Here is a 23,925-nt window from a genome sequence, read left to right on the forward strand (position 1 = left end):
GCATTCTCTTACATCGGGACCCTTGGGGGGCTTGGGCTCTCGACGGATGCGCCCTGCACCAGTACCGTCACAAACCCCCCGCACGGCGTCCCATCACTTGGCGCGCCATCCGCATCATGGACGACCATAGGGATGCGGAAAGCAAGAAGGACCGCTGTGAGAGGAGGCGTCCATGGGATCGGTACGCAAGGCAAGTGCCTGGCTTGGCCTCGTCGACGACAACGAAGACGAGCGTTACTACGACGACGACTACTCCGACGGGGCTGCGCCCGGGGACGCCTGGGTCACCGATCCGCGGGTCAAGGTGGCCACGGACGTCGCCGAGGAGAGGGGCCGCCGCATCGGCACGGTGACCCCGGACAGCTTCCGGGACGCCCGCGCCATCGGCGAACTGTTCCGGGACGGGATCCCCGTCATCATGAACCTCACCGCCATGGAGGCCGGTGACGCCAAGCGCGTCGTCGACTTCGCCGCCGGGCTGATCTTCGGCCTGCGCGGTTCCATCGAGCGCGTGTCCAACCGGGTGTTCCTGCTGAGCCCGGCCGACACCGAGGTCATCAGCGGGGAGCCGGCGGCGCGCCGGGCGGACGGCTTCTTCAACCAGAGCTGAGGCAGGGCCGCTCCCCGGCCCTGCCTCCGCCCCTCCCCCACTCCCACTCCCACTCCCACTCCCACTCCCACTCACGGCCTACCGGAACGCGTCGATCCCGGTCAGCGCCTTGCCCAGCACGAGCTGGTGCATCTCCACGGTGCCCTCGTAGGTGAGCACCGATTCGAGGTTCGTCGCGTGCCGCATGACGGGGTACTCGAGCGAGATCCCGTTGGCGCCGAGGATCGTGCGAGCCGTACGGCAGATGTCGATGGCCTCGCGGACGTTGTTCAACTTGCCGAAGCTGACCTGCTCGGGCCGCAGGCGGCCGGCGTCCATACGCCGCCCGAGATGATGGGCGAGCAGAATCCCCTTGTGCAGTTCGACCACCATGTCGGCGAGTTTGGCCTGCGTCAGCTGGAACCCTCCGATGGGCCGCCCGAACTGCTCCCGCGACGTCGCGTAGTCGACGGCGGCCTCGAAGCAGGCGCGCGCCGCGCCCATCGCGCCCCAGACGATCCCGTACCGGGCGTGCGTCAGGCAGCTGAGCGGTCCACGCAGTCCGGTCACCTCAGGCAGCACGGCGTCGGCGGGCAGCCGTACCTCGTCGAGCACCAGCTCGCTGGTGACGGAGGCGCGCAGCGACCACTTGTGCTTGATCTCGGGCGCCGAGAACCCGGCGTTGCCGGTGGGCACCACGAAGCCACGGATCCCGTCGTCGGTCTGCGCCCACACCACGGCGACGTCGGCGACGGATCCGTTGGTGATCCACATCTTGCGGCCGTTCAGCACCCAGTCCCCGCCGTCGCGCTTGGCGTGGGTCCGCATGGCGGCGGGGTCGGAGCCGTGGTCGGGTTCGGTGAGCCCGAAGCAGCCGATGATCTCGCCGGCGGCCATCCCCGGCAGCCACCGCCGCTTCTGCTCCTCGCTGCCGAACCGGTGGATCGCGTACATGGCGAGCGAGCCCTGTACGGAGACCAGGGACCGGATGCCGGAGTCGGCGGCCTCCAGCTCCAGGCAGGCGAGCCCGTACTGCACGGCCGAGGCGCCCGCGCAGCCGTAGCCGCTGAGCGGCATGCCGAGCACGCCGATCCCGCCGAGTTCCCGGGCCAGCTCGCGGATACCGGGCAGTTCGCCCTTCTCGTACCAGTCGGCGACGTACGGCAGCACCCGGTCCCCCGCCCAGGCACGCACGGTGTCCCGGACGGCCAGGTCCTCCGGCTCCAGCAGGTCGTCGAGGCCGAGCGGGTCGGCCGGGTCGAAGGGGGGCGACTTCGCGGACGCGGACATGGACACTCTCCGGGGCGATCGGGCCGGTGCGGATCCGGGCGGACGCGGCCGGTACCGATGCGGCCGGCAGGACTCGGCCGGTGCGGATACGACCGGTGCATGCGGCTCGTACGGATGCGGCTCGTGCTGCTCAACTGGCGCTGCCAGTCAGGTTCGGGCCGACGTTACGACGCGGTGTCGCGCACGTCCACCCGGCTGCCCCGCGGCATGCCTCACACCGAGACGCGGGACTCCGCGGCCTCCCTGGGCGTGGGGACATCGGCCGCCTCGGCCGGGGCCCGGGCGGGTCCGTCCGAGGGCGCTCCGGCGGGCGTTTCCCCGGCGGTCACCGGCTCGCACTGCATCGTCCGCGGCAATCGCAGCGCCATCACGGCCCCGAGCAGCAGCAGGGCCGCGCTGGCCAGCAGGGTCACATGCAGCCCGTGCACGAAGGCGTGGCGGGCCGCGTCCCGCAGGGCGGCTCCGGCGGGCCCACCCAGCTGGGCGGCGACCTCGTAGGCCTCGCCCAGCGAGTGCCGCGCCGCCGAGGACTCCGAGGCGGGTACCCCGGCGACCTCTTCGAGGCCGGGCGCGTAGGCCGCGTTCATCACGCTGCCGAGGAGCGCTATCCCCATTCCGGCGCCCAGCTGGTACGAGGTCTCGCCTATGGCGGCGGCCCCGCCCGCCTGCTGCGGGGGCGCCTCGCTCAGCATCGACTCGTACGCCCCGAACAGGGTGGTCTCCAGGCCGAAGCCGAGCAGGACGAACCCGCCCAGCAGGAGGGCCCGGTTGTCCTGCTCGCCCATCGGGGTCAGCAGCAGGACCGCCGCGGCCGTCAGACAGAAGCCGGAGAAGACCATGCGGCGCGGTCCGAACCGGCGCAGCAGCCGCGCGCCCGCCAGCCCCGCCGCCATCGCGGCGAACGTCAGCGGCACCAGCCGCAGTCCGGTCTCCAACGGAGAGAGCCCGAGGACGAGTTGGAGGTACTGCGCGGCGATCAGTTCCAGTCCGACCAGGGCGAGCATCGCCAGCACGATGCAGCCCACCGACGTGCTGAACGCCGGCCGGGCGAACAGGCGCAGGTCGACCAGCGGGTGCGCGCGTCGCCGCTGCCTGCGGACGAAGGCGGCCAGCAGGACGGCGCCCACGGCCAGCACCAGTACGGTCCACAGGCCCCCGGCGGATTCACCGCCGAGCCGCTTCACGCCGAGGACCACCGCGAACAGTCCGGCGGCGGCCGTCAGCGCGCCCGTCACGTCCCAGGGACCGGTGCCGTCGCCCTTCGACTCGGGCAGCAGGAACCGTCCCACCGGGAGGCTGACCAGCATCAGCGGAATGTTGATGAGGAAGACCGAGCCCCACCAGAAGTGCTCGAGCAGAAAGCCGCCGAGCAGCGGTCCGACCGCCGCGCCCACCGCGGCCACCGCGCTCCAGATACCGATGGCGAGCGCCCGCTCGCGCCGTTCGGGGAAGACCTGCCGCAGGATCGACAGCGTCGCGGGCATGATCATCGCGCCGCCGACGCCGAGCAGCGCCCGCGCCGCGATCAGCACCGGCGCGCTGTCCGCGAGGGCCGCCATCCCGGAGGCGAGGCCGAACAGGGCGTAGCCGAACAGGAGGACGCGTCTGCGGCCGACCCGGTCGCCCAGTGTGCCGAAGAGGATCAGCAACGAGGCGCAGACCAGCGGGTAGGCGTCGACGATCCAGAGCAGTTCCATCGCGCCGGGCCTGAGGTCCTCGGTGACGGTGGGGACCGCCACGTGCAGCACGGTGGCGTCGACGGCGACGAGCAGCAGGCTGACACAGAGGACGACGAGTACCACCCAGCGGTTGGCACCGGCCCCGGCCGCCCGACGGCGCGGTGAGGCGGCCGTGGTCGTCCCGGACATGTACAGACCTCCCAGATGCTCCCTCGCCCTCGGCGGGCTCACGGGGTGGGGGACTCCCCCGTGACTCGGCCGGAGAGGAGCGGTACGAACTCCGGCCCGCGCAACGAACGGCGAGTGACAGGCAGCGTACGCGAGGCCGGGCCGGTATTGAGTGGCGGGCCTCTCACATCTGCGGCCGACAGGTGTGGCGTACACCACTTCCGCGCGGCTTCCGCGGGCCGCTCCGGGGCCCGCTCCGGGGCTCTCCGGGGCTCGCACACCCGCGGGCCTGAGCGGCCGGGAGGGACCGGCCGCGCACCCGGTCGATAATCGGGCCCGTGACGGATCTCGAGACGCCTGCCGCACCGGTCCGCCCCGGAGCGCTGCGCAGGGCCGCGCCGGCGCTCCTCGGGTACGCGGCGGTGCGCATCCTGGGCCTCCTCGTCCTGGCCCTGTGGAGCGAGGCACGCGGCAGGAGCGCGTACACCCTGCTCACGGCCCGCTGGGACGCCCTCTGGTACACGAGGGTCGCGGAGCTGGGGTACGGCTACGAGGTCCGCCTGGCGAACGGGGACGTGCACTCGAACCTGGCCTTCTTCCCCCTGTTCCCCTGGCTGGAGCGGCTGGTGGCGGCGGTGTCGCCGCTGTCGTACGCGGACGGGGGCTTCGTGGTCGCCGTGACGGCCTCGCTCGCCGCGGCGTGGGGGATCTTCGCGGTGGCGGACCATGTGTACGGGCCGCGGGCCGGGGTCTGCGCGGTGCTGCTCTGGGCGGTGCTGCCGGTCGGGGTCGTCCAGTCGATGGCGTACAGCGAGTCCCTGTTCACGGCGCTCGCCGCCTGGTCGCTGTACGCGGTGCTGACCGGGCGCTGGGTGACGGCGGGGATCCTGGCGTCGCTGGCCGGTCTGACCCGCCCGGTCGGACTGGCGGTGGTCGCGGCGGTCTGGGCGGCGGGCGTCGTCTCCTTCCTGCAGGACCGTCGCGGTGCCGGGGAGGAGCACCGCTCGTTCGGGGGGAGCCGTGGCGCGGCGGCGGTGGACGGCGCGCGCTCCGGAGAACGCGCCGCCCCGGGCGGGGACACCCCGCGCGTGCCTTCTGCCGGGGGCGCACTCGTCCTGCCGGGCGCTCCCGGCACGGTCGTCCGCCGGGCGCTCGGCCTGTTCGTCGCTCCGCTCGGTGCCGCCGGTTACGTTCTGTGGGTCGGACACCGGACCGGGAAGGGCCCGTTCGGGTATCTCGACGTACAGGCGGGCTGGCGGAACGGGTTCGACGGCGGTTTTGCCTTCGCCCGGTTCACGGCGGAGAAGTTCACGTCGTTTCCGTCGGTCCCGGCGGGGCTCGGGCTGGTCCTCGGGGTCGGCCTGCTGGTGCGGCTGTACGTCCTCTGTGTACGGCAGCGGCAGCCGCTCCCGCTGCTGGTGTACGCCGGCACGGTCACGGTCCTCGCCCTCTGCGCGTCGAGCTACTTCGGCTCGAAACCGCGTCTGCTGATGCCCGCCTTCCCCTTGCTGCTGCCCCTCGCGCTGACCCTGGCACGGCTGCGTACGCCCAGGTCGGCGCTGGTGGTGGGGTCTGTCGCGGTGGTCTCGGCGGTGTACGGCGCCTTCTGGCTGAACGGCTCCGGGCCGCCCTGACCGGCCCCGCGGGCCCTGCCCGCTCCCTCCCCGGGCAGACGGACGGTGAGCTCCGGGGAAAATCCGCGCCGGCCTTCGGTGAACGCATTCTAAAAGCGCGATAAAAATGCCCCCTCGAATGATCAAAAGAATTGAAGGCGGCAACGGCCGGCGATTACCGATTCGCGGAGAATAAAGGCCGTCTTGAGAGCAATCCCACATCACATCGTCATCACAAAGCCGCTGATTCGACAGGGCTGGGCGCTCACTCCCTGTAACGTCGATTGGGTGCGTACCGAACGGAAGACCACCCGTCTGGACCGGGTGTTCGCGAGGCTGGATCGTGAGCCGGAACGACCGGCCCACATCGACGTGCCTCGAATGAGCCGGCACCGGACGGTGCTTTTCGGCTCCACCCTGGCCTTCTACGTGGCGATCGTGTGGGCCGTCGTCACCACGTCCTGGCTGGTCCGGCTGGACTGGCAGGTGATGTTCTTCCGCCCGTACGAGCAGTGGGCGGAGCTGCACGCCTTCGTCGACTACTACGTGGTGCTCGGCCAGCGCGGTCCGACCGCGGTGATGGTGGCGGCCTGGCTGGGCTGGCGCTCCTGGCGGCAGCACACCCTGCGCCCCCTGCTCGCGCTCGCGGTCTCCCTGCTGCTGCTCAACGTCACCGTGGGCGCCGCGAAGTACGGCATGGGACGCCTCGGACCGCATTACGCGACCGAGATCGGCTCCAGCGAGATGTGGCTCGGCGGCAGCATATTTCCCAGCGGTCACACCGCGAACGCGGTGGTGACCTGGGGAATCCTGGCCTATCTGGCCTCCACTCCGAGAACGAGGCGCTGGCTGTCCGCCGTGTCCGCGGTGACCTCACTCGGCGTCGGGCTGTCCACCGTCTACCTCGGCACCCACTGGCTGAGCGACGTCCTGCTCGGCTGGGTGGCGGGTCTGCTGATCCTGCTGGCCCTGCCCCGGTTCGAGCCGCTGATCGCCCGTGCCGAGGACCGGATCTTCGGCTGGCGCGACCGCTGGCGGGACCGCTGGTACGCCCGGCGGGGCCGGGCGGCACCCGCGGCCCCCGTCGCGACGCCGGTCATGCTCAAGCCACTCACCGGCCGTGAGGCCGGCGCGGCCCCCGAACCGGTCTCCGCGTCCCGTCCGGCCGGCCGGACGCCCGCCTATCTGGCGCCGGGACCGTACTCGACGCGCGCGGAGTGCACACCGGTCACTCCGGCCGGCAGCCGCCGCCCGCCGCACGGCGAACGCCATCCGCGCGGCAACACCCCGGCAACCCGCTCCTGACGGTCCCACCGGGCCCCGCGGCGACAGCCCGGTACGCGCACCTCGGCCCCGGTTCCCTCGTGGAACCGGGGCCGTCGCCGTGCCTCAGCCCTTCCAGGACCGCGCCACCGTGCCGTCCTTCACCTCGAAGTTCAGCCGTCCCACGCGGTACTCCATGGTGATGATCGTCCCCGGCTGCAGCGCCCGGACCGTCGCCCAGCCGCGCTCGCGCGCGAGGCGTTCGGCCCGGTCCACGGGCAGGCCCACATAGGCGTCCGGGTTGTCGTCGGGTTCCGCGGAAGGTGTCGGAATGGGTGCCATACGGTCACGCTATGCCCTGCCCGGCGGACGGGGAAGGCCGGACCGGGAACACCTGCCCGGGATCCCCCGGCGGTCACACTTCTGTCACAGGATCACGACAGACGTTTATGCCCACACCCATCACACGAATGGGTGATTCGAAGCCTCTCCGAGCGCGGTCGAACGTAATTCCCGGACATCGCTCCGAGGTCTCGGATAAACCCGGCGGAGCGTCCCTGAAGAAACACCCCGGGCCGTTCGAGCCATTCCATTCCGTCGCCGGGACGACAGGTGCGCTCCTGGAGGACGGGACCGCGGGGAAACTCGCGCTTCCTTCACACGATCCACCCACCCCGCCGACCGGTACGGGCGGGCCCGGACCGGCCCTGCGCGGCTCCGCTCGGTCCGGCTCCGCCCGGCACGGCCCGGGCGGCACGGCCCGGGCGGCACGGCCCGGGCGGCACGGCCCGGGCGGCACGGCCCGGGCGGAGGGATCCGGCGTCAGCTCGCCGCGCCGGATCCCTCCGCCCGGGCCAGGGCGCGGGAGAGCCGGTCGCGGGCCGTGGCGATCGCGTCGGTCAGCCCGGCCGGCTCCAGCACCTCGAACTCGAAGCCCAGCAGCGTCACGTGGACCACCAGGGCGTCGAAGCTCGCCGCCCCGGTGGTCAGGACACAGGCGTCCGGTCCTTCCGCCCGGAGCGTGCCGACGGAGGGCGAGATCCGCTCCGTGGCCTCCTCCACGGGCACCAGCAGCCGTATCGCGGCCTGCGAGGCGTACACGCGCGTGGAGACGCCCCGGGACACATAGGCGGCCAGATCTTCGGCCGGGGGCTCACGCGGGACGAAGCGCGGACCGTGCGGGGGCTTCGGGGTGAGGCGGTCCACCCGGAAGGTGCGCCAGTCCTCGCGGCCGAGGTCCCAGGCCACCAGGTACCAACGGCGTTCCGAGCACACCAGACGGTGCGGTTCCACGGTGCGGCGACTCGTCACGCCGTCGTGGCCGCGGTAGGCGAAACGCAGACGTTCGGTGTCGCGGCAGAGCTGGGCGAGTTCGGTGAGCACGGCCGGGTCGACGGCGTCGGCGCCCGGTCCGCGCAGCATCGGCACGGTGACGGCGTTCAGGGTGCCCACCCGGCGGCGCAGCCGGTCCGGCAGCACCTGTTCCAGCTTGGCCAGGGCCCGCACGGAGGTCTCCCCGATGCCTTCGATGCCCTGTCCGGCCGCCGTACGCAGTCCTACCGCGACGGCGACGGCCTCGTCGTCGTCCAGCAGCAGCGGCGGCAGTTCGGCGCCCGCGCCCAGCTGGTAGCCGCCGCCGGTTCCGGGGCTGGCGTCGACGGGGTAGCCGAGCCCGCGGAGCCGGTCCACGTCGCGGCGCAGTGTCCGGGAGCTGACCCCGAGCCGCCCGGCCAGATCGGCGCCGGACCACTCGCGGTGGGCCTGGAGCAGGGACAACAGTCGCAGCAGTCGTGCCGAGGTCTCCACCATGGGCCGAGTCTGTCAGCCTTCGCGGACAGCCACTGTCCGCAACGAGGTGGGCCCCCGCCCGGACGCCGGGATCCGGCGGCCGCCCGGACGGGGCCTTGTCCCACCTCACCACCCGGTGCCTCCGGGGCGGATCAGAGCACGAGACGCTGGCCGGGCAGGATCATGTCGGGGTCGCCGCCGATGACGGCCTTGTTGGCGGCGTACAGCTGTTGCCAGGTGGTGCCGTACCGGACGGCGATGGCGCTCAGCGTGTCGCCCTCGCGGACGGTGCAGTTTCCGCCGGACGAACTCCGGTCCGCGCCGCCCGACGGCTGAGCCGGCGCCTTCGACGGGACCGACCGGTTCGGCTGCTCCGGCCGGGTCGGCCGGTCCGACGACGTCGACCGCCGGGAGGACTCCGCCGGCTTCGCCGGGGCTTCCCGGGCGGTCACCGAGCCGGCACCGGGTGCGCTCCCGGACGCCCCGGCACGTGCCGAGCAGGTGGGCCAGGCGCCCCACCCCTGGCCGCGCTGGACCTTGGCGGCGATGGTGATCTGCTGGGCCTTGGTGGCCCGGTCGGCGGTCGGCGCGTAGGCCGTGCCGCCGTACGCGCGCCAGGTGGAGGCGGAGAACTGGAGCCCGCCGTAGTAGCCGTTGCCTGTGTTGATGTGCCAGTCTCCGCCGCTCTCGCACCGGGCGATGCGGTCCCACACTCCGCTGTCCGCCGCCGTGGCGCTGCCGGCCGAGGCCAGCATTCCGAGGGGCGCGAGCAGTGCCGCGCCGGCCAGAGCCGCCGCCGTACGGGGCTTCTGGGTCTTCCGGGTCCTGCGGGCGTCGTCGCGGGTGGTGTCGGCACAATCGGACATGTAGTTCCCTCTCCACGGACCCGGGGTCCCCGGAGCGGAGCGCCACCGCCGCGTCACGGGACGCGGCATGTCGCGCTCGCCCCGTCCGCCGTCGGGTCGTGCGAGGGATCCGGTGGTGCGAGGGATCCGGCTGGTGCGGTCGGCGGACGTTCCCGAGCGGTGCTCACTGCACACGGCGGAGGAATCTAGGCAGCCGACCGGGTCGGCATCAAGCAACTCCCCGTCTTCGCAGGCCAGTTCGGCATTACCCTCGGTAGCGTCAATTTCAGGACACCCACTTCATTCGCTGATTTCATGATTTATTGACCAGCGGGACGCATGCCCTGTGAGCCACTTCACCCGACCAACAGCGTTGACACGGAGGTCAGTTGACGATGAGTGCCCGGTTCCGAGCTGGAAGTGACCGTGTGCGCAGGATGGTTCGATTCCGTTCGCTCCCGGGCGTGACTCCCGCCACAGATCGCCCGTTGTCATCTGTATGAGCCGGGGGCCCGCCCCCGGAACACGGGCCGGGACCCACCCGGACTCGCCACGCACCGCATCCCGAGGGAGCCACCCGTGCCGCGCATGCTCGACGTCAGCAACGAGGTACGCGCCGAGATCGGCGACGAAGAAGCCGACCGCCTGCTCGCGGGAGATTCCGCCCCGGGCGGTTACGACTGCACCTCCTGCCGCACACCGGGCGATCCGGAGCAGGAGCGGACCAGTACCGTCCTGTTCGTCGGGGACGAGACCGCCGTCCTCGCCTTCGCCCATTCCACCTGCCTGCCCTCGCAGGTCGTCCAGGTCACCGAGGAGCAACTCCAGGGCGCCGTGCGGTCCATCAGCGGCGACGCCGCGGCCCCGGCGGCGCCCGTGCAGAACGCACAGGCCGCACAGACGGCCCCGGCGCAGGCCGCTCCCTATCAGGCCGCGGCGCCGTACGTCGTGCCCGAGCAGGCCGTGCTCGGCGTGACCAGCGGACTGGTCCTGATCGCCGGGGAGCTGCACCCGGCCCTCGTCGTCGAGCCGACCTCCCCGGTGGCGCGGCCCGGTGCCCTCGGGTCCGGCGACGACTTCCTGCCGCTGCTCATCGAGCAGGGCTTCATGCCCGTGACCGAGCTGTCCACCGCACCGTCCGTGCTGCACGGCTGGTCGGTTCTGCTGGCCGTGGGACAGCTGCACGCGGTGCTCCAGCCGAACCCGAACGGCGGGCAGCCCGTGGCCTGGTGGCAGGCGCACCAGCCGCTCCAGGTCACCGAGGGCTGGCGGGCTGCCGCCAACAAGCACCAGCAGGTGCTGCTGTTCGCGGCTCCGGTCGGCTCGATCGGCCGTCAGCCGCGCGAGGACCTGCTGCGCGACGCGCTGGACAGGGCCGCGGCGAACGGAAGGCTGGTCACGGCAGCGCTGCCGCTCGCCGGTCTCTGACCGGCTGACGGCTGACGGCTGACGATCCACGGCCGGCACCCGGCCTGCCGGCCGGCAGGCCGGTGACCGGCGAAAACCCGTACCCCGGCCGCATCCCTTACCGGGCGGGGTCGTTTGGAGATACGTGCACGCATACGACGCTCCCCGCCGCCAGCCCTTCCCGTTGGTCCCCGCCCCCGTACGATCGGCTCAGGACTCGGCGGGCGGCCCTTCGGCCACGCCCATCTACGACGCGCTCTACGCCGAGTACGTGAAGTCCTTCCGCTCGTTGCCGGGTGACCGCAGCGGCGAGGAGAAGCTGGGCTTCACCGCCTTCGGAGGCGTCCCGCGCAGTACGGACTCGTCCGTCGGCCACGGTTCGGGGACGTTCGGCGGTTCCGTCGGCGGCGGGTCGTACGGCGCCTACAGCGCGGGGGCGAGCAGCGCCCGGCAGAGCGCGGGGCAGCAGCCGCAGTGGCAGCGTGTCTCGGCGGTCGGCCGGCACGCCATCGGGAGGCACCACGTCCCGGCGGCACTTCCTCCGGCCCCGCGTCGGGAAGCCTGACCAAGGGCCACCGGGTCTGCCGTCGGCACACAGGGTGAAGGGGGCGGTCCCCATGGGGACCGCCCCCTTCACCCTGTGTGCCGACGTGACGTCACTTCTTCTTGCCGCGCTTCTCGCGCACCCGCACCGAGATGTGGATGGGGGTGCCCTCGAAGCTGAACTCCTCGCGCAGCCGGCGCTCGATGAACCGCCGGTAGCCCGCCTCGATGAAGCCGGAGGCGAACAGCACGAACCGCGGCGGCTTGGTGCCCGCCTGCGTGCCGAACAGGATGCGCGGCTGCTTGCCGCCCCGCACGGGGTGCGGGTGGGAGGCGACCAGCTCGCCGAGGAAGGCGTTCAGCCTGCCCGTCGGGACGCGGGTCTCCCAGCCCGCCAGGGCCGTCTCGATCGCCGGGACCAGCTTCTCCATGTGGCGTCCGGTGCGGGCCGACACGTTCACCCGCGGCGCCCAGACGACCTGGCCGAGCTCGGTCTCGATCTCCCGCTCCAGGTAGTAGCGGCGCTCCTCGTCGAGGGTGTCCCACTTGTTGAACGCGAGGACGAGCGCGCGCCCCGCCTCGACTGCCATGGTGACGATGCGCTGGTCCTGCACCGAGATGGAGTCGGCGGCGTCGAGGAGGACGACGGCGACCTCGGCCTTCTCGACGGCGGCGGCGGTGCGCAGCGAGGCGTAGTAGTCGGCGCCCTGCTGGAGGTGCACGCGCTTGCGGATGCCCGCGGTGTCGACGAACTTCCAGGTCTTTCCGCCCAGCTCGATCAGTTCGTCGACCGGGTCGCGGGTGGTGCCGGCGATCTCGTTGACGACGACGCGCTCCTCGCCGGCGACCTTGTTCAGCAGCGAGGACTTGCCGACGTTCGGGCGCCCGATCAGGGCGACCCGGCGCGGACCGCCGACCGCCGTGCCGAAGGTCTGCGCGGGGGCCTCCGGCAGCGCCTCCAGGACCTGGTCCAGCATGTCGCCGGTGCCGCGGCCGTGCAGGGCGGAGACCGGGTGCGGCTCGCCCAGGCCCAGGGACCACAGGTAGGAGGCGTCGGCCTCGCCGCTCTGGCCGTCCACCTTGTTGGCGCACAGGACGACCGGCTTGCCGGCCTTGCGCAGCAGCCGGACGACGGCCTCGTCGGTGTCGGTCGCGCCCACCTTGGCGTCCACCACGAACACGACGGCGTCGGCCGCCTCGATCGCGTACTCGGCCTGCGCCGCCACGGAGGCGTCGATGCCGAGGACGTCCTGCTCCCAGCCGCCGGTGTCGACGACCTTGAAGCGACGGCCCGACCACTCGGCCTCGTAGGTGACGCGGTCGCGGGTGACGCCCGGCTTGTCCTCGACGACCGCCTCGCGGCGGCCGATGATGCGGTTCACCAGGGTCGACTTGCCGACATTGGGCCGGCCGACGACGGCGAGCACGGGCAGCGGACCGTGGCCGGCCGCCTCGATGGCGCCTTCGACGTCCTCGAGGTCGAAGCCCTCCTCCGCGGCGAGCTCCATGAACTCCGCGAACTCGGCGTCGCCGAGCGCCCCGTGCTCGTGCTCGTGCTCGGCCGAGCCGTCGGGCTGGATGTGGTCGTTCATGAAGTCCGTACCTCGTTGTTCATCGTGGTGGTCGGTGGAACACCCGATTCCGGGCGTTCCACTACTCAGTGTCCGCTAGCGCCCGGTGAGGCGCCTGGCGTTTTCCAGGTGCGCGGTGAGCTGCTTCTGGATGCGCTCGGTCGCCTCGTCCAGCGCCTTGCGGGTACGCCGTCCGCTGCCGTCCCCCGCGTCGAACGGGTCTCCGAAGACGACGTCGACGCGGGAGCGCAGCGGAGGCAGTGCCTTTATCAACCGTCCGCCCTGCCCGGAACTTCCCAGGACGGCGACGGGCACGATCGGCGCGCCGCCGCGCAGGGCGAAGTAGGCGAGCCCCGCGCGCAGCGAGGCGAAGTCGCCCTCGCCGCGGGTGCCCTCGGGGAAGATACCGAGGACTCCGCCCTGTTGCAGGACCCCCAGCGCCCGGGAGACGGCCGTGCGATCGGTGGTGTTCCGGTCCACCTTCACCTGGCCGATGCCGGTCAGGAACGGGTCGAGCGGCCCGATGAACGCCTCCTGCTTGATCAGGAAGTGCGTGGGCCGGGGCGCCACGCCCATGACCATCGGACCGTCGATGTTGTGGGAGTGGTTCACGGCGAGGAGCACCGGGCCGGAGGCGGGCACCCGCCAGGCGCCCAGCACGCGCGGCTTCCAGAATCCGTACATCAGGCCGACGCCGATACGCCGCCCGACCTCGGCGCCCCGCGCCGACGGAAGCCCGGTCACCGGCCGGCTCGCTTCTCCTCGACGAGGGTGACGACACACTCGATGACCTGCTGCAGGGTCAGGTCGGTGGTGTCCACCTCGACCGCGTCGTCCGCCTTGGCCAGCGGGGAGGTCTTGCGGCTGGAATCGGCCGCGTCCCGCTTGACCAGGGCCTCGCGCGTGGTGTGCAGGTCGGCGCCCTTGAGCTCACCGCTGCGGCGGGCGGCCCGCGCCTCCGGGGAGGCGGTGAGGAAGATCTTCAGGTCGGCGTCGGGCAGCACGGTGGTCCCTATGTCGCGGCCCTCGACGACGATGCCGGTGACGGCGGAGGCGGCGATGGAGCGCTGCAGCTCGGTGATCCGGGTGCGCACCTCGGGGACCGCGCTGACCGCGCTGACCTTGGAGGTGACGTCCTGCTCGCGGATCGGGCCGGCCACATCGACGCCGTCGACCGTGATGGTGGGCTTCTCCGGGTCGGTGCCGGAGAGGATCTCGGGCTTGCCGGCCGCGGCGGCGATCGCGGAGGGGTCGGCGGTGTCGATGCCGTTGGTGACCATCCACCAGGTGATCGCCCGGTACTGGGCGCCGGTGTCCAGGTAGCTCAGGCCGAGCTGTGCCGCCACGGCCTTCGACGTGCTCGACTTGCCCGTGCCGGACGGGCCGTCGATGGCGACAATCACTGGCGTGGAGCTTTCCACAGTGGGGACCTTCCTGGACCTGGCTGGCGGGGAGCGGGGCGCGAAACCGCCCTGCACAAGGTTACTGGGTGTGCGTCCCCCGATCGGCCGTACCCGGGGGCGGGGACGCGGCCACTCCGGGGATCGGCACCGGCCCCGCCTTCGGCACCCGTGCGCGGCCGCCCGCAGGCCGGCCGTCGGCCGCCCGCCGCGGACGGCGTCCGCCGTCCGCCGGCCACCGTCCGGCAGGTGCTACTGCCGGACGGACCAGCCCCGCTCCCGCAGCCCCGCGGTGAGCACCGGAGCCGCCTGGGGCTCCACCATGAGCTGCACCAGACCGGCCTGCTGCCCGGTCGCGTGCTCGATACGGACGTCCTCGATGTTGACGCCCGCACGGCCGGCGTCCGCGAAGATACGCGCCAGCTGTCCCGGCTGGTCGTCGATGAGCACCGCCACGATCTCGTACGCACGCGGGGCCGAGCCGTGCTTGCCGGGGACCCGGACCTGGCCGGCGTTGCCGCGGCGCAGCACGTCCTCGATGCCGGTGCTGCCCTCGCGCCGCTTGTCCTCGTCGGAGGACTGCAGCGCGCGCAGGGCCCGTACGGTCTCCTCCAGGTCGGAGCCGATGTCGGTGAGCAGGTCGGCGACCGGGCCGGGGTTCGCGGAGAGGATGTCGATCCACATCCGGGGATCGGAGGCCGCGATCCTGGTCACATCCCGGATGCCCTGCCCGCACAGCCGTACGGCGGCCTCCTCGGCGTGCTCCAGGCGCGCGGCGACCATGCCGGCCACCAGGTGCGGCATGTGGGAGACCAGGGCCACGGCGCGGTCGTGGGCGTCGGCGTCCATGACGACCGGGACGGCCCTGCAGTGCGAGACCAGCTCGAGGGCGAGGTTCAGCACCTCGGTGTCGGTGTCCCGGGTGGGCGTGAGCACCCAGGGGCGGCCCTCGAAGAGGTCCGCGCCGGCCGCCAGCGGGCCGGACTTCTCACGACCGGACATGGGGTGGGTGCCGATGTACGCCGAGAGGTCGAGCCCGCACTGCTCCAGTTCGCGGCGCGGTCCGCCCTTGACGCTGGCGACGTCGATGTAGCCCCGTGCCACCCCTCGCTCCATGGCGTCGGCGAGCACCCGGGCCACGTGGGCGGGCGGGGCGGCGACGATCGCCAGGTCCACCGGCCCCTCGGGGGGGCCGTCGGTACCGGCGCCGAGCGCGGCGGCCGTACGGGCCTGTTCCGGGTCGTGGTCGACGAGGTGGACGGTGACGCCCCGCTGGGACAGGGCGAGGGCGGCGGACGTGCCGATCAGTCCGGTACCGATGACGAGCGCGGTTCTCACTGGGCGATGTCCTTGCGCAGGGCCGCCGCGGCGCCGAGGTACACATGGGCGATCCCGGCGCGCGGCCGGTCGGACTCGATGTGCGCGAGGATGCGGACGACGCGGGGCAGGGCGCCCTCGATGTCCAGTTCCTGGGCGCAGATCAGGGGGACGTCGACGATGCCGAGCTTGCGGGCGGCGGCGGCCGGGAAGTCGCTGTGCAGGTCGGGCGTGGCGGTGAACCAGATGCTGATCAGGTCGTCCGTGACCAGATCGTTGCGTTCCAGTACTGCGGTGAGCAGCGCGCCGACCTGTTCCTCCATGTGGCCGGCCTCGTCCCGCTCCAGCTGGACGGCACCCCGGACCGCTCGTACCGCCACGGCGTTGCTCCTTGCTGACGTGCGTATCGGTTGTTCGGTCGTCCAGCCTAGTCAGAACGGGCGCGGTGGGTGTCCGGTGCCCGCCCGCCGAGACGGCCGGCGCGAAAACGCCGTGATCTCACGAAGATCCCCGTTCCCGGTGATTCCCTCCCCCGGAGTGACGACATGACGGGCACGCCCCCCGCACGCTCCTGCGCACCGCACGACGCACGGTCCTTCTCGCGACAGGCGCGACGGCGCCGGCCGCCGGCTGCGGCGGGAACGGGGGCGGAAGCGGCGACGGCTCCCCGCCGGACACCTCCTCGGACACCGCGGCACCGGAAGGCTCGGCGGGGCGGGGACTCACCACGACCGACGACACCCCGGGGGGCGGGGGCGTGCTCCTCGAGGACGAGAAGGTGGTGGTGACCCGGCCCGAGCAGGGCGGCTTCAAGGCCTTCTCGGCGATCCGCACCCACCGGAACCGCCTGGTGGCGAGCGTCTCGGACGGCACGGTCGACTGCGCCTGCCACGGCAGCCGGTTCCGGATCACCGACGGCTCGGTGGAGCGGGGGCCGGCCGCCAGGGCGCTGCCCGCGGAGCGGATCACGGTGGAGAGAAATTCGATTCGCCCGGCGCGAGCCGGCCCGTACGCTCCGGGCATGCATTCCGCCGAGCTCCTGGTCCGCGACCACACGGTCTACGCCTGCGTCATGGGTTCGCGTGCCTTCGGCCTGGCCACGGAGGGCAGCGACACCGACCGCCGGGGCGTCTTCCTCGCTCCCACTCCCCTGTTCTGGCGCTTCGACAAGCCGCCGACCCATGTCGAGGGCCCGGCCGAGGAACAGTTCAGCTGGGAGCTGGAACGCTTCTGCGAGCTGGCCCTGCGCGCCAACCCCAACATCCTGGAGTGCCTGCACTCGTCGTTCGTGGAGTACGCCGACGACACCGGTCGCGAACTGCTCGCCCTGCGCGGGGCGTTCCTCTCCCGCCGGGTCCACGAGACGTTCATCGGGTACGCGTACGGCCAGCGCCGCAAACTCGAGGCCGACGTCCGCGTGCACGGGGCGCCCCGCTGGAAGCACGCGATGCATCTGCTCCGCTTGCTGGCCTCCGCCCGCGACGTGCTGCGCACGGGCGTCCTCACCGTCGACGTGGGCGAGCACCGCGAGCCGCTGCTGGCGGTGAAGCGGGGCGAGGTGCCCTGGTCCGAGGTCGAAGTCCGGATGGCCCGGCTGGAGCAGGAGGCCGCTGAGGCGCTGCCCCGTACACCGCTGCCGGCGCAACCGGACCGACGCCGGATCGAGGACTTCCTGGTCCGCGTCCGCCGCGCTTCCGCCCTGCGGGCAGGGTAGGGACGGGCGTCCCCTTGCCCTGCGTGCTCCCCCTCAGAGGTCCCAGAGCGCTCCCAGGGCCAGCAGTTCGTCCCGGTACTCGATGCGGTCGGCCCAGGCGTCCGGCCAGGCGTCCGCGCCGAGGTGGGCGCCCGCGAAGGCACCCGTGAGGCAGGCGATGGAGTCGGAGTCGCCGGAGGTGCAGGCGGCGCGGCGCAGGGCCGTGAGCGGTTCGTCGACGAAGAGCAGGAAGCACAGCAGCCCGGTCGCGAGGGCCTCCTCCGCGATCCAGCCCTCCCCCGTGGCCAGGCACGGGTCGGTCTCCGGCGAGACGGTGCGCACGGCGCGCCGGAGGCGTTCCAGGATCTCCAGGCAGTCGTCCCAGCCGCGCGCGATGAAGTGCTCGGGGCTGGGGTCCCCCGCGCGGGTCCACAGGTCGCCGAGCCACACCGCGTGGTAGCGGGTGCGGTTCTCGTACGCGTAGGAGCGCAACAGGCCGATCAGCCCGGTCGGTTCGGCACCCTCGGCGAGCAGGCGTACGGCGTGGGCGGTGAGGTCGGAGGCGGCGAGCGCGGTCGGGTGCCCGTGGGTGAGGGCCGACTGCAACTGGGCGGCGCCCGCGCGCTGTTCCTCGCTCAGCCCGGGAGCGAGTCCGAGGGGCGCGACCCGCATGTTGGCGCCGCAGCCCTTGGAGCCGATCTGACTGGCGTCCTGCCAGGAGCGGTCCTCCTCGGACAGCAGGTGGCAGGCTTTCAGACAGGTGTTGCCGGGCGCCCGGTTGTTCTCGGGCGAGCGGTACCAGTCCACGAACTCCTCGCGCACCGGCCGCTCCAGCCGCTTCGGGGCGAGCCGTCCCCGGTCCATCGCCGTGCGCAGTCCACGCCCCAGGGCCAGCGTCATCTGGGTGTCGTCGGTGACGATCGCCGGCTTCGGCAGGCCCATCTCCCGCCACGGCCCGAACGTGGTGAGGATCGAGGGGACGTCGTTGAACTCGGTGGGGAAACCGAGCGCGTCCCCGAGGGCGAGTCCGGTGAGTGCGCCCGTGGCGGCGCGCTTGGTGACGACGGTGTTCATGCGGGACGTCCTTCCGGGGCCGGCCGGAGCAGAGGCGGGTGGAGGGTGGTGGCGGTGCCCGCCCGGTAGAGCGCGGCGGGTTTGCCCCGGCCGCCGGTGAGGCGTGCGGCGCCCGGGACCGGTTCGACGAAGCCTGAGGAGGCGAGCACCTTGCGCCGGAAGTTGGGCCGGTCGAGCGGGGTGCCCCACACGGTCTCGTAGACCTGCTGCAACTCGCCGAGGGTGAACTCGGGCGGGCAGAAGGCGGTGGCGAGGCAGCTGTACTCGAGCTTGGCGCCGACGCGTTCCCGGGCGTCGGCCAGGATCCGGTCGTGGTCGAAGGCGAGCCCCCGCACGGAGCCGTACGGGATCCAGCGGGCCTGCGCCGCGTCGCCGCCCCCGCGCGCCTCGGGGGCGTCGGGCAGCAGCGCGGTGAAGGCGACGGAGACGACCCGCATCCGGGGATCTCGGCCGGGTTCGCTGTAGGTCCGCAGCTGCTCCAGGTGCAGTCCGGACACGTCCGTCAGCCCCGTCTCCTCGGCGAGTTCACGCCGGGCGGCGGTCTCCGCCGACTCGTCCGGCTGCACGAACCCGCCCGGCAGCGCCCAGCGGCCCGCGTACGGCTCCTCACCGCGCTCGACGAGCAGCGCGTGCAGCACGCCCGTGCGGAGCGTGAACACGGCGAGGTCCACGGTGACGGCGAAGGGCTCGTAGGCGTACTTGTCGTAGCCGCCCATGACCGCACCTCCTTTTATAGTCAGGTCGACTATAAAAGGAGGTGCGGTCCCGCACAAGGCCTTAGAGCTCGACCTCCTGCATCAGCATGCCGACCTCGGTGTTCGACAGCCGGCGCAGCCAGCCCGACTTCTGGTCGCCCAGGGTGATCGGCCCGAAGCCGGTGCGCACCAGCTTGTCGACCGGGAAGCCCGCCTCGGCGAGCATGCGGCGCACGATGTGCTTGCGGCCCTCGTGCAGGGTCACCTCGACGAGGTAGTTCTTGCCGGTCTGCTCGACGACGCGGAAGTGGTCCGCGCGCGCGTAACCGTCCTCCAGCTGGATGCCGTCCTTCAGCCGCTTGCCCAGGTCGCGCGGGATCGGCCCGACGATGTGGGCGAGGTAGGTCTTCTTCACCCCGTACCGCGGGTGGGTCAGCCGGTGCGCCAGCTCACCGTGGTTGGTGAGCAGGACGACGCCCTCGGTCTCGGTGTCGAGCCGGCCCACGTGGAACAGCCGGGTCTCGCGGTTGGTGACGTAGTCGCCGAGGCACTGACGCCCGTCGGGGTCCTCCATGGTGGAGACGACACCGGCGGGCTTGTTCAGCGAGAAGAACTGGTAGGACTGGGTGGCGACGGTCAGCCCGTCCACCTTGACCTCGTCCTTCGCCGGGTCGACCCGGCGGCCCTGCTCCAGCACGATCTCGCCGTTGATCTCGACCCGCGCCTGCTCGATCAGCTCCTCGCAGGCGCGCCGGGAACCGTACCCCGCGCGGGCGAGGACCTTCTGCAGCCGCTCGCCCTCCTGCTCGGCGCCCGGGAAGGTCTTCGGGAGCCTGACGTCCTTCTTCTCCGCGTACCGGTCGCGGTTGCGCTCCTCGATCCGCGTCTCGTACTCGCGTGAGCGGCCCGGAACCGTACGGCCCCCGCCGCCCTTCTGCCCGGACCGGGAGCCCTGGGAGGAGCCGCCGGACGGCTTGGCGCCGGTGCGGCCGGACTTCGGGCCCTCCTTGGTGGGCCCGGGTCCCACGTCGTAGCGGCGCTCCTCCGGGCGGGGCTTGCCGGGGCGGCCCTGCCCCTGCTTCTGGTCCCTGTTGCCGCCGGAACCGCGGGGGTTACCGCGTCCGCCGCTCTTGCCGCTGCCGCTGCTTCGCATCACATTTCCGTTGTTGTCGTTTTATGCGTGTTCGTCGGATGGACCGTCGTCCGGGTCCGGGGCGTCCGGATCGAACGACGGCACGGCTTCCTGGGTCTCGGCCTCGATCGCCTCCGCCTCGGGGAGGAAGGGCGCGAGCTCCGGGAGCTCGTCCAGACCGCGCAGGCCCATCCGCTCCAGGAAGTAGTTCGTCGTCGTGTACAGGATCGCACCTGTTTCGGGTTCCGTGCCCGCCTCCTCGACCAGACCGCGCTGCAGCAGGGTGCGCATGACCCCGTCGCAGTTCACTCCGCGCACGGCGGAGACCCTGCTGCGGCCGACCGGCTGACGGTAGGCGACCACGGCGAGGGTCTCCAGGGCGGCCTGGGTGAGCCGGGCCTGCTGGCCGTCCAGAACGAAGCCCTCGACGGCCGCGGCGTACTCGGGACGGCTGTAGAAACGCCAGCCGCCGGCGACGAGCCGCAGTTCGAAGCCGCGTCCCTGGACGGTGTACTCGTCGGCCAGCGCCCGCAACGCGTCCGCGACCTGCCGTCGGGGCCGCTCCAGGATCTTCGCCAGCCGCTCCTCGGTCGCGGGCTCGTCCACGACCATGAGAACCGCCTCCAGCGCGGGCCTGAGCTCGAGGTCCGCGACGGTGCGCAGCCCCGCGGGAGCATCGTCTGTGTCCTCACTCACGTCCTGCTCACCCCTTCTCCTTCCTTCGGCGGCTCTCCCGGCGCCTCGGGCGGTCGGTCGAACTCGTCGGTGACCGTGGGGGCGGCGGTCCCGTCACCGCCGGTCCAGCGCACGGTCAGCTCGCCGAGCGCGGTCTCCTGGTCGAGGGCGACGGCCTTCTCCCGGTACAGCTCCAGGAGCGCGAGGAACCGGGCGACGACGGTCAGGGTGTCGTCCGTGTCCTCGGTCAGGGCCCGGAAACTGGCCTCGCCGAGCTCTCTCAGCCGCGCGACCACGATCCCGGCCTGCTCCTGCACGCTGACCAGCGGCGCGTGGATGTGGTCGACGTACACCTGCGGCTTGGGCCTGGGCTGCATCGCCTTGACGGCGAGCCGGGCGAACCCCTCCGCGCCGATGCTGATGACGACCTCGGGGAGCAGCTCGGCGTGGTGCGGTTCGAGCCCCACGGTACGGGGGTGGCGCCGGGCCTCCTCGTCCAGCCGCAGGCCGAAGATCTCCGCGATCCGCTTGTACGCGCGGTACTGGAGCAGGCGGGCGAACAGCAGGTCCCGGGCCTCCAGCAGGGCGAGGTCGGCCTCGTCCTCCACCTCGGCGGCGGGCAGCAGGCGGGCCGCCTTGAGATCGAGCAGCGTGGCCGCGACGACCAGGAACTCGGTCGTCTCGTCCAGGTCCCAGTCGGGTCCCAGTGCCCGGATGTACGCCATGAACTCGTCGGTCACCCTGGACAGCGCGACCTCGGTGACGTCCAGCTTGTGCTTGGAGATCAACTGAAGCAGCAGGTCGAACGGTCCCTCGAAGTTCGACAGCCGGACCTTGAACCGGCCGTCGCCCTCCTCCTCGGCCGCCTCTGCCGCCCCGACCGTTTCGGACCCCGCGAGCGCCTCGGGCCCCGCGGCCTCGTCGGCCGTCCCGGCTCCCTCGGCCCTCGGGTGCCCCTCGGCACGCTCCGGGTCGTGCGTCCCCGAGCCGGCGTCCCCCGCACCCGCCGCCCCGGGCCCGGCGGCCGTTTCGTCGCCCGTCCCGGGGCCCGCGGGCGCCGTCCCGGGCGGCAGAGCGGCGTCCGCCTCCACCCCCGCCTCCGCGGGCGGTGTCGTGGGCGGCACGCCCCCCGGTCCCCGCCCCAGCGCGCGACGGCGGCCGGGCCGCGGGCCGCGTCCGGCGGCGGGGGTGTCGTTCGAGGTCATGGCCTCCGCAGGCTACCGCTACCGTCCGCGCAGACGTCGTACGAGGATGCTGGCGTCTCCGCGGGACTCCAGGTCGGCGAGGACCACGGCGACCGCTTCGCGGACGATCCTGCCCCGGTCGACGGCCAGTCCGTGCTCGCCCCGGAGCACCAGACGCGCGTGCTCGAGGTCCATGAGCTCCTCGGCGGACACGTACACCGTGATCTTCTCGTCGTGCCGCTCGCGGCCGCTGGGCCGGCGTGCCGCTGCCCTTCCGCGCTTGCGGGGGGCCGTCTCTGCGGCCGGTCCCTCCGACGCCCCCTGCCGTCGCGCGGAGCGCTCCGGCGCGGCGCGGCTGCGGGACTCGCCCGCTTCGGCCGGCTCCGCGTCCGTGGCGACGTGCTCGGCGCCCCCGCCGTCACCGCCCTGCGCGGGCACCGACTGCGGGGTGTCCTCCTGGGCCGCGGCCGCGTCGCTCTCCCCCGCGGGAGCGGGGACCCGGCCCTCGCCGTTGGCCTGGCGCCTGGGCGTGGACGCCTGGAGTGCCATCCCCCCTGTCGTACGGAAGAGTTCGTCGGCCCCCGGCAGACTCACTCGGCGTGACACCGGGCGAGCACCTCCCTGGCAAGCTGGCGGTAGGCGGCGGCGCCGACGGAGTTGGACGCGTACGTGGTGATCGGCTCACCGGCGACGGTGGTCTCCGGGAAGCGGACCGTGCGCCCGATGACCGTGTGGTAGACGTGATCGTCGAAGGCCTCGACGACACGCGCGAGCACCTCGCGGCTGTGCACCGTGCGCGAGTCGTACATCGTGGCGAGGATCCCGTCGAGTTCCAGCTCGGGGTTGAGCCGCTCCTGGACCTTCTCGATGGTCTCGGTCAGCAGCGCCACACCGCGCAGCGCGAAGAACTCGCACTCCAGCGGCACGATCACCTTGTGCGCGGCCGTCAGCGCGTTGACCGTGAGCAGGCCGAGCGAGGGCTGGCAGTCGATCACGATGTAGTCGTAGTCGTCCATGAGCGGCTTCAGCGCGCGCTGCAGTGTCGACTCGCGGGCGACCTCGGAGACCAGCTGGACCTCGGCCGCCGACAGGTCGATGTTGCTGGGCAGCAGGTCCATGTTGGGGACCGCCGTCTTCAGCAGCACCTCGTCGGCCGCCATGCCCCGCTCCATGAGCAGGTTGTAGACGGTGAGGTCGAGTTCCATCGGGTTGACGCCGAGTCCGACCGACAGCGCGCCCTGCGGGTCGAAGTCGACGAGCAGCACCCGGCGTCCGTACTCCGCGAGCGCGGCGCCCAGGTTGATGGTCGACGTCGTCTTGCCGACGCCGCCCTTCTGGTTGCACATCGCGATGATCTTCGCGGGACCGTGGTCGGTCAGCGGGCCCGGGATCGGGAAGTACGGCAGCGGACGTCCGGTCGGGCCGACGCGCTCGCGGCGCTGGCGGGCCGCGTCGGGCGCGAGGGTGGCCGCGTACTCGGGATCCGGCTCGTACTCGGCGTCGGGATCGTAGAAGTGCCCCTCGGGCAGTTCGTCGTAGTCGGCGAAATGGTTGTGGGGCGCGCCACTTCCGTCGCCGGCCATGGCGTTCACGTGATGGCCATCCATGCTCTGGTGTGCAGTGGGAGTCGCCTGCTGGATCTGATGGGGTGCGAAGGTGCGCACGGCGACGGAGCCGACAGGAGCGAACCCCGCGGGACCTCGCCCCCGTGCAGTCATTCCTGGGTGACCACCCCCGGGAGTAAATGTCGACTCATTCACAAGTCGTCTTACCTCCTTGGTGACCAGGAAACTTCTAGACAGGTCAGCGTGGCATCATGCCGACGGTTGGCGACTCTATGGCGTGTCGGCGGTCCGCAGCAACACAATCCGCCGGACCCGGCCCGATGTGTCGACAATGAAACATCCCTCTGTCAAGGGCGTACGGCCGTCGCACGGCAGGTTTCACCGGTGTGCGAATCGGTGGAAGGGGTGCGTTCGAGGCGAGTTGCCCCTGATCC

23 protein-coding genes and 1 pseudogene are annotated in these 23,925 nt (G+C 72.3%); 7 read left to right on the top strand and 17 right to left on the bottom strand.

The features are described from left to right. Positions 1–172: 172 nt before the first annotated feature. A complete protein-coding gene (locus OHB56_RS09795) occupies positions 173–610 on the top strand; it encodes a cell division protein SepF (protein WP_406352720.1) in 438 nt (145 codons plus the stop codon). Positions 611–688: 78 nt separating this feature from the next. On the opposite strand, the gene OHB56_RS09800 is transcribed toward OHB56_RS09795, so the two are convergent. Both OHB56_RS09800 and OHB56_RS09805 read right to left on the bottom strand, forming a co-directional pair. Then, positions 689–1,879, bottom strand: coding sequence for an acyl-CoA dehydrogenase family protein (locus tag OHB56_RS09800; protein WP_406352722.1), 1,191 nt, complete (start codon positions 1,877–1,879; stop codon positions 689–691). Positions 1,880–2,091: 212 nt separating this feature from the next. After that, positions 2,092–3,747: an MFS transporter gene (locus OHB56_RS09805; RefSeq protein WP_326751900.1), complete on the bottom strand. Its 1,656-nt coding sequence runs from the start codon at positions 3,745–3,747 to the stop codon at positions 2,092–2,094. 317 nt (positions 3,748–4,064) lie between these two features. On the opposite strand from OHB56_RS09805, the gene OHB56_RS09810 reads away from it, so the two are divergent. Together OHB56_RS09810 and OHB56_RS09815 are read left to right on the top strand one after the other, a co-directional pair. Beyond that, a complete protein-coding gene (locus OHB56_RS09810) occupies positions 4,065–5,360 on the top strand; it encodes a hypothetical protein (protein WP_406352723.1) in 1,296 nt (431 codons plus the stop codon). A gap of 267 nt (positions 5,361–5,627) precedes the next feature. Further along, positions 5,628–6,644, top strand: coding sequence for a phosphatase PAP2 family protein (locus tag OHB56_RS09815; RefSeq protein ID WP_326751902.1), 1,017 nt, complete (start codon positions 5,628–5,630; stop codon positions 6,642–6,644). An 84-nt stretch (positions 6,645–6,728) separates the two neighbouring features. Here the strand turns inward: OHB56_RS09815 and OHB56_RS09820 are convergent, their stop codons facing one another. The 3 genes from OHB56_RS09820 to OHB56_RS09830 form a co-directional block, all read right to left on the bottom strand. After that, on the bottom strand, positions 6,729–6,944 hold the full coding sequence (locus OHB56_RS09820; protein ID WP_326751903.1) for an I78 family peptidase inhibitor: 216 nt from the start codon (positions 6,942–6,944) through the stop codon (positions 6,729–6,731). Positions 6,945–7,424: 480 nt separating this feature from the next. Beyond that, a complete protein-coding gene (locus tag OHB56_RS09825; RefSeq protein WP_406352724.1) occupies positions 7,425–8,411 on the bottom strand; it encodes a helix-turn-helix transcriptional regulator in 987 nt (328 codons plus the stop codon). Between the two features lie 131 nt (positions 8,412–8,542). After that, on the bottom strand, positions 8,543–9,256 hold the full coding sequence (locus OHB56_RS09830; RefSeq protein WP_406352726.1) for a transglycosylase family protein: 714 nt from the start codon (positions 9,254–9,256) through the stop codon (positions 8,543–8,545). Between the two features lie 558 nt (positions 9,257–9,814). Here OHB56_RS09830 and OHB56_RS09835 point away from each other — a divergent pair. After that, a complete protein-coding gene (locus OHB56_RS09835) occupies positions 9,815–10,663 on the top strand; it encodes a hypothetical protein (RefSeq protein ID WP_406352728.1) in 849 nt (282 codons plus the stop codon). Positions 10,664–10,787: 124 nt separating this feature from the next. Continuing rightward, positions 10,788–11,207 carry a hypothetical protein gene (locus OHB56_RS09840; RefSeq protein WP_326751906.1) on the top strand — a complete coding sequence of 140 codons (420 nt, stop codon included), beginning with the start codon at positions 10,788–10,790 and terminating at the stop codon, positions 11,205–11,207. A 91-nt stretch (positions 11,208–11,298) separates the two neighbouring features. On the opposite strand, the gene der is transcribed toward OHB56_RS09840, so the two are convergent. The 5 genes from der to aroH form a co-directional block, all read right to left on the bottom strand. Next, complete coding sequence (der, locus tag OHB56_RS09845) at positions 11,299–12,777, bottom strand: ribosome biogenesis GTPase Der (RefSeq protein WP_326751907.1); 1,479 nt, start codon at positions 12,775–12,777, stop codon at positions 11,299–11,301. A gap of 75 nt (positions 12,778–12,852) precedes the next feature. Next, positions 12,853–13,500: a lysophospholipid acyltransferase family protein gene (locus OHB56_RS09850; RefSeq protein ID WP_326751908.1), complete on the bottom strand. Its 648-nt coding sequence runs from the start codon at positions 13,498–13,500 to the stop codon at positions 12,853–12,855. Then, positions 13,497–14,177: a (d)CMP kinase gene (gene cmk / locus OHB56_RS09855; RefSeq protein WP_406352730.1), complete on the bottom strand. Its 681-nt coding sequence runs from the start codon at positions 14,175–14,177 to the stop codon at positions 13,497–13,499. The genes OHB56_RS09850 and cmk overlap by 4 nt, the downstream gene beginning before the upstream one ends. Positions 14,178–14,408: 231 nt before the next feature. Then, entirely contained in the window at positions 14,409–15,494 is a 1,086-nt protein-coding gene (locus tag OHB56_RS09860) for a prephenate dehydrogenase (RefSeq protein ID WP_326751910.1), read from the bottom strand. Next, positions 15,491–15,853, bottom strand: coding sequence for a chorismate mutase (gene aroH, locus OHB56_RS09865; protein ID WP_406352731.1), 363 nt, complete (start codon positions 15,851–15,853; stop codon positions 15,491–15,493). The genes OHB56_RS09860 and aroH overlap by 4 nt, the downstream gene beginning before the upstream one ends. Positions 15,854–16,230: 377 nt before the next feature. Between aroH and OHB56_RS09870 the strand changes: the two are divergent. Next, positions 16,231–16,416: pseudogene (locus OHB56_RS09870) on the top strand (Rieske (2Fe-2S) protein); the annotation flags it as partial. 78 nt (positions 16,417–16,494) lie between these two features. Then, complete coding sequence (locus tag OHB56_RS09875; protein WP_326756947.1) at positions 16,495–17,187, top strand: DNA polymerase beta superfamily protein; 693 nt, start codon at positions 16,495–16,497, stop codon at positions 17,185–17,187. A 33-nt stretch (positions 17,188–17,220) separates the two neighbouring features. On the opposite strand, the gene OHB56_RS09880 is transcribed toward OHB56_RS09875, so the two are convergent. From OHB56_RS09880 to OHB56_RS09910, 7 genes are all read right to left on the bottom strand, one after another. Next, the gene (locus OHB56_RS09880) at positions 17,221–18,240 is read right to left on the bottom strand and encodes an ADP-ribosylglycohydrolase family protein (RefSeq protein WP_326751912.1); all 1,020 of its coding nucleotides are present in this window, start codon (positions 18,238–18,240) and stop codon (positions 17,221–17,223) included. After that, the gene (locus OHB56_RS09885) at positions 18,237–18,956 is read right to left on the bottom strand and encodes an NUDIX hydrolase (RefSeq protein WP_406352733.1); all 720 of its coding nucleotides are present in this window, start codon (positions 18,954–18,956) and stop codon (positions 18,237–18,239) included. Before OHB56_RS09885 ends, OHB56_RS09880 begins: the two co-directional genes overlap by 4 nt. A gap of 61 nt (positions 18,957–19,017) precedes the next feature. Further along, the gene (locus OHB56_RS09890; protein WP_406352735.1) at positions 19,018–20,088 is read right to left on the bottom strand and encodes a pseudouridine synthase; all 1,071 of its coding nucleotides are present in this window, start codon (positions 20,086–20,088) and stop codon (positions 19,018–19,020) included. 21 nt (positions 20,089–20,109) lie between these two features. Continuing rightward, positions 20,110–20,763, bottom strand: a complete 654-nt coding sequence (gene scpB, locus OHB56_RS09895; protein WP_326751915.1) for an SMC-Scp complex subunit ScpB — start codon at positions 20,761–20,763, stop codon at positions 20,110–20,112. Then, on the bottom strand, positions 20,760–21,947 hold the full coding sequence (locus OHB56_RS09900) for a segregation and condensation protein A (RefSeq protein WP_406352737.1): 1,188 nt from the start codon (positions 21,945–21,947) through the stop codon (positions 20,760–20,762). The genes scpB and OHB56_RS09900 overlap by 4 nt, the downstream gene beginning before the upstream one ends. A gap of 18 nt (positions 21,948–21,965) precedes the next feature. Next, the gene (locus OHB56_RS09905) at positions 21,966–22,532 is read right to left on the bottom strand and encodes a hypothetical protein (protein ID WP_079034967.1); all 567 of its coding nucleotides are present in this window, start codon (positions 22,530–22,532) and stop codon (positions 21,966–21,968) included. Continuing rightward, positions 22,517–23,644, bottom strand: a complete 1,128-nt coding sequence (locus tag OHB56_RS09910) for a ParA family protein (protein ID WP_079034968.1) — start codon at positions 23,642–23,644, stop codon at positions 22,517–22,519. Before OHB56_RS09910 ends, OHB56_RS09905 begins: the two co-directional genes overlap by 16 nt. Between the last annotated feature and the right edge of the window lie 281 nt (positions 23,645–23,925).

Origin of the sequence: Streptomyces sp. NBC_01635 (assembly GCF_045209715.1) — a bacterium.
Lineage (GTDB): Bacteria > Actinomycetota > Actinomycetes > Streptomycetales > Streptomycetaceae > Streptomyces > Streptomyces hirsutus.

Coding starts and splice junctions, on each gene's coding strand:
- OHB56_RS09890 (WP_406352735.1), bottom strand. CDS start 20,088: ATGCGAAGCAGCGGCAGCGGCAAGAGCGGCGGACGCGGTAACCCCCGC.
- OHB56_RS09825 (WP_406352724.1), bottom strand. CDS start 8,411: ATGGTGGAGACCTCGGCACGACTGCTGCGACTGTTGTCCCTGCTCCAG.
- OHB56_RS09910 (WP_079034968.1), bottom strand. CDS start 23,644: ATGACTGCACGGGGGCGAGGTCCCGCGGGGTTCGCTCCTGTCGGCTCC.
- OHB56_RS09900 (WP_406352737.1), bottom strand. CDS start 21,947: ATGACCTCGAACGACACCCCCGCCGCCGGACGCGGCCCGCGGCCCGGC.
- OHB56_RS09800 (WP_406352722.1), bottom strand. CDS start 1,879: ATGTCCGCGTCCGCGAAGTCGCCCCCCTTCGACCCGGCCGACCCGCTC.
- OHB56_RS09805 (WP_326751900.1), bottom strand. CDS start 3,747: ATGTCCGGGACGACCACGGCCGCCTCACCGCGCCGTCGGGCGGCCGGG.
- OHB56_RS09795 (WP_406352720.1), top strand. CDS start 173: ATGGGATCGGTACGCAAGGCAAGTGCCTGGCTTGGCCTCGTCGACGAC.
- OHB56_RS09830 (WP_406352726.1), bottom strand. CDS start 9,256: ATGTCCGATTGTGCCGACACCACCCGCGACGACGCCCGCAGGACCCGG.
- der (WP_326751907.1), bottom strand. CDS start 12,777: ATGAACGACCACATCCAGCCCGACGGCTCGGCCGAGCACGAGCACGAG.
- OHB56_RS09880 (WP_326751912.1), bottom strand. CDS start 18,240: ATGAACACCGTCGTCACCAAGCGCGCCGCCACGGGCGCACTCACCGGA.
- OHB56_RS09820 (WP_326751903.1), bottom strand. CDS start 6,944: ATGGCACCCATTCCGACACCTTCCGCGGAACCCGACGACAACCCGGAC.
- OHB56_RS09885 (WP_406352733.1), bottom strand. CDS start 18,956: ATGGGCGGCTACGACAAGTACGCCTACGAGCCCTTCGCCGTCACCGTG.
- OHB56_RS09875 (WP_326756947.1), top strand. CDS start 16,495: ATGCATTCCGCCGAGCTCCTGGTCCGCGACCACACGGTCTACGCCTGC.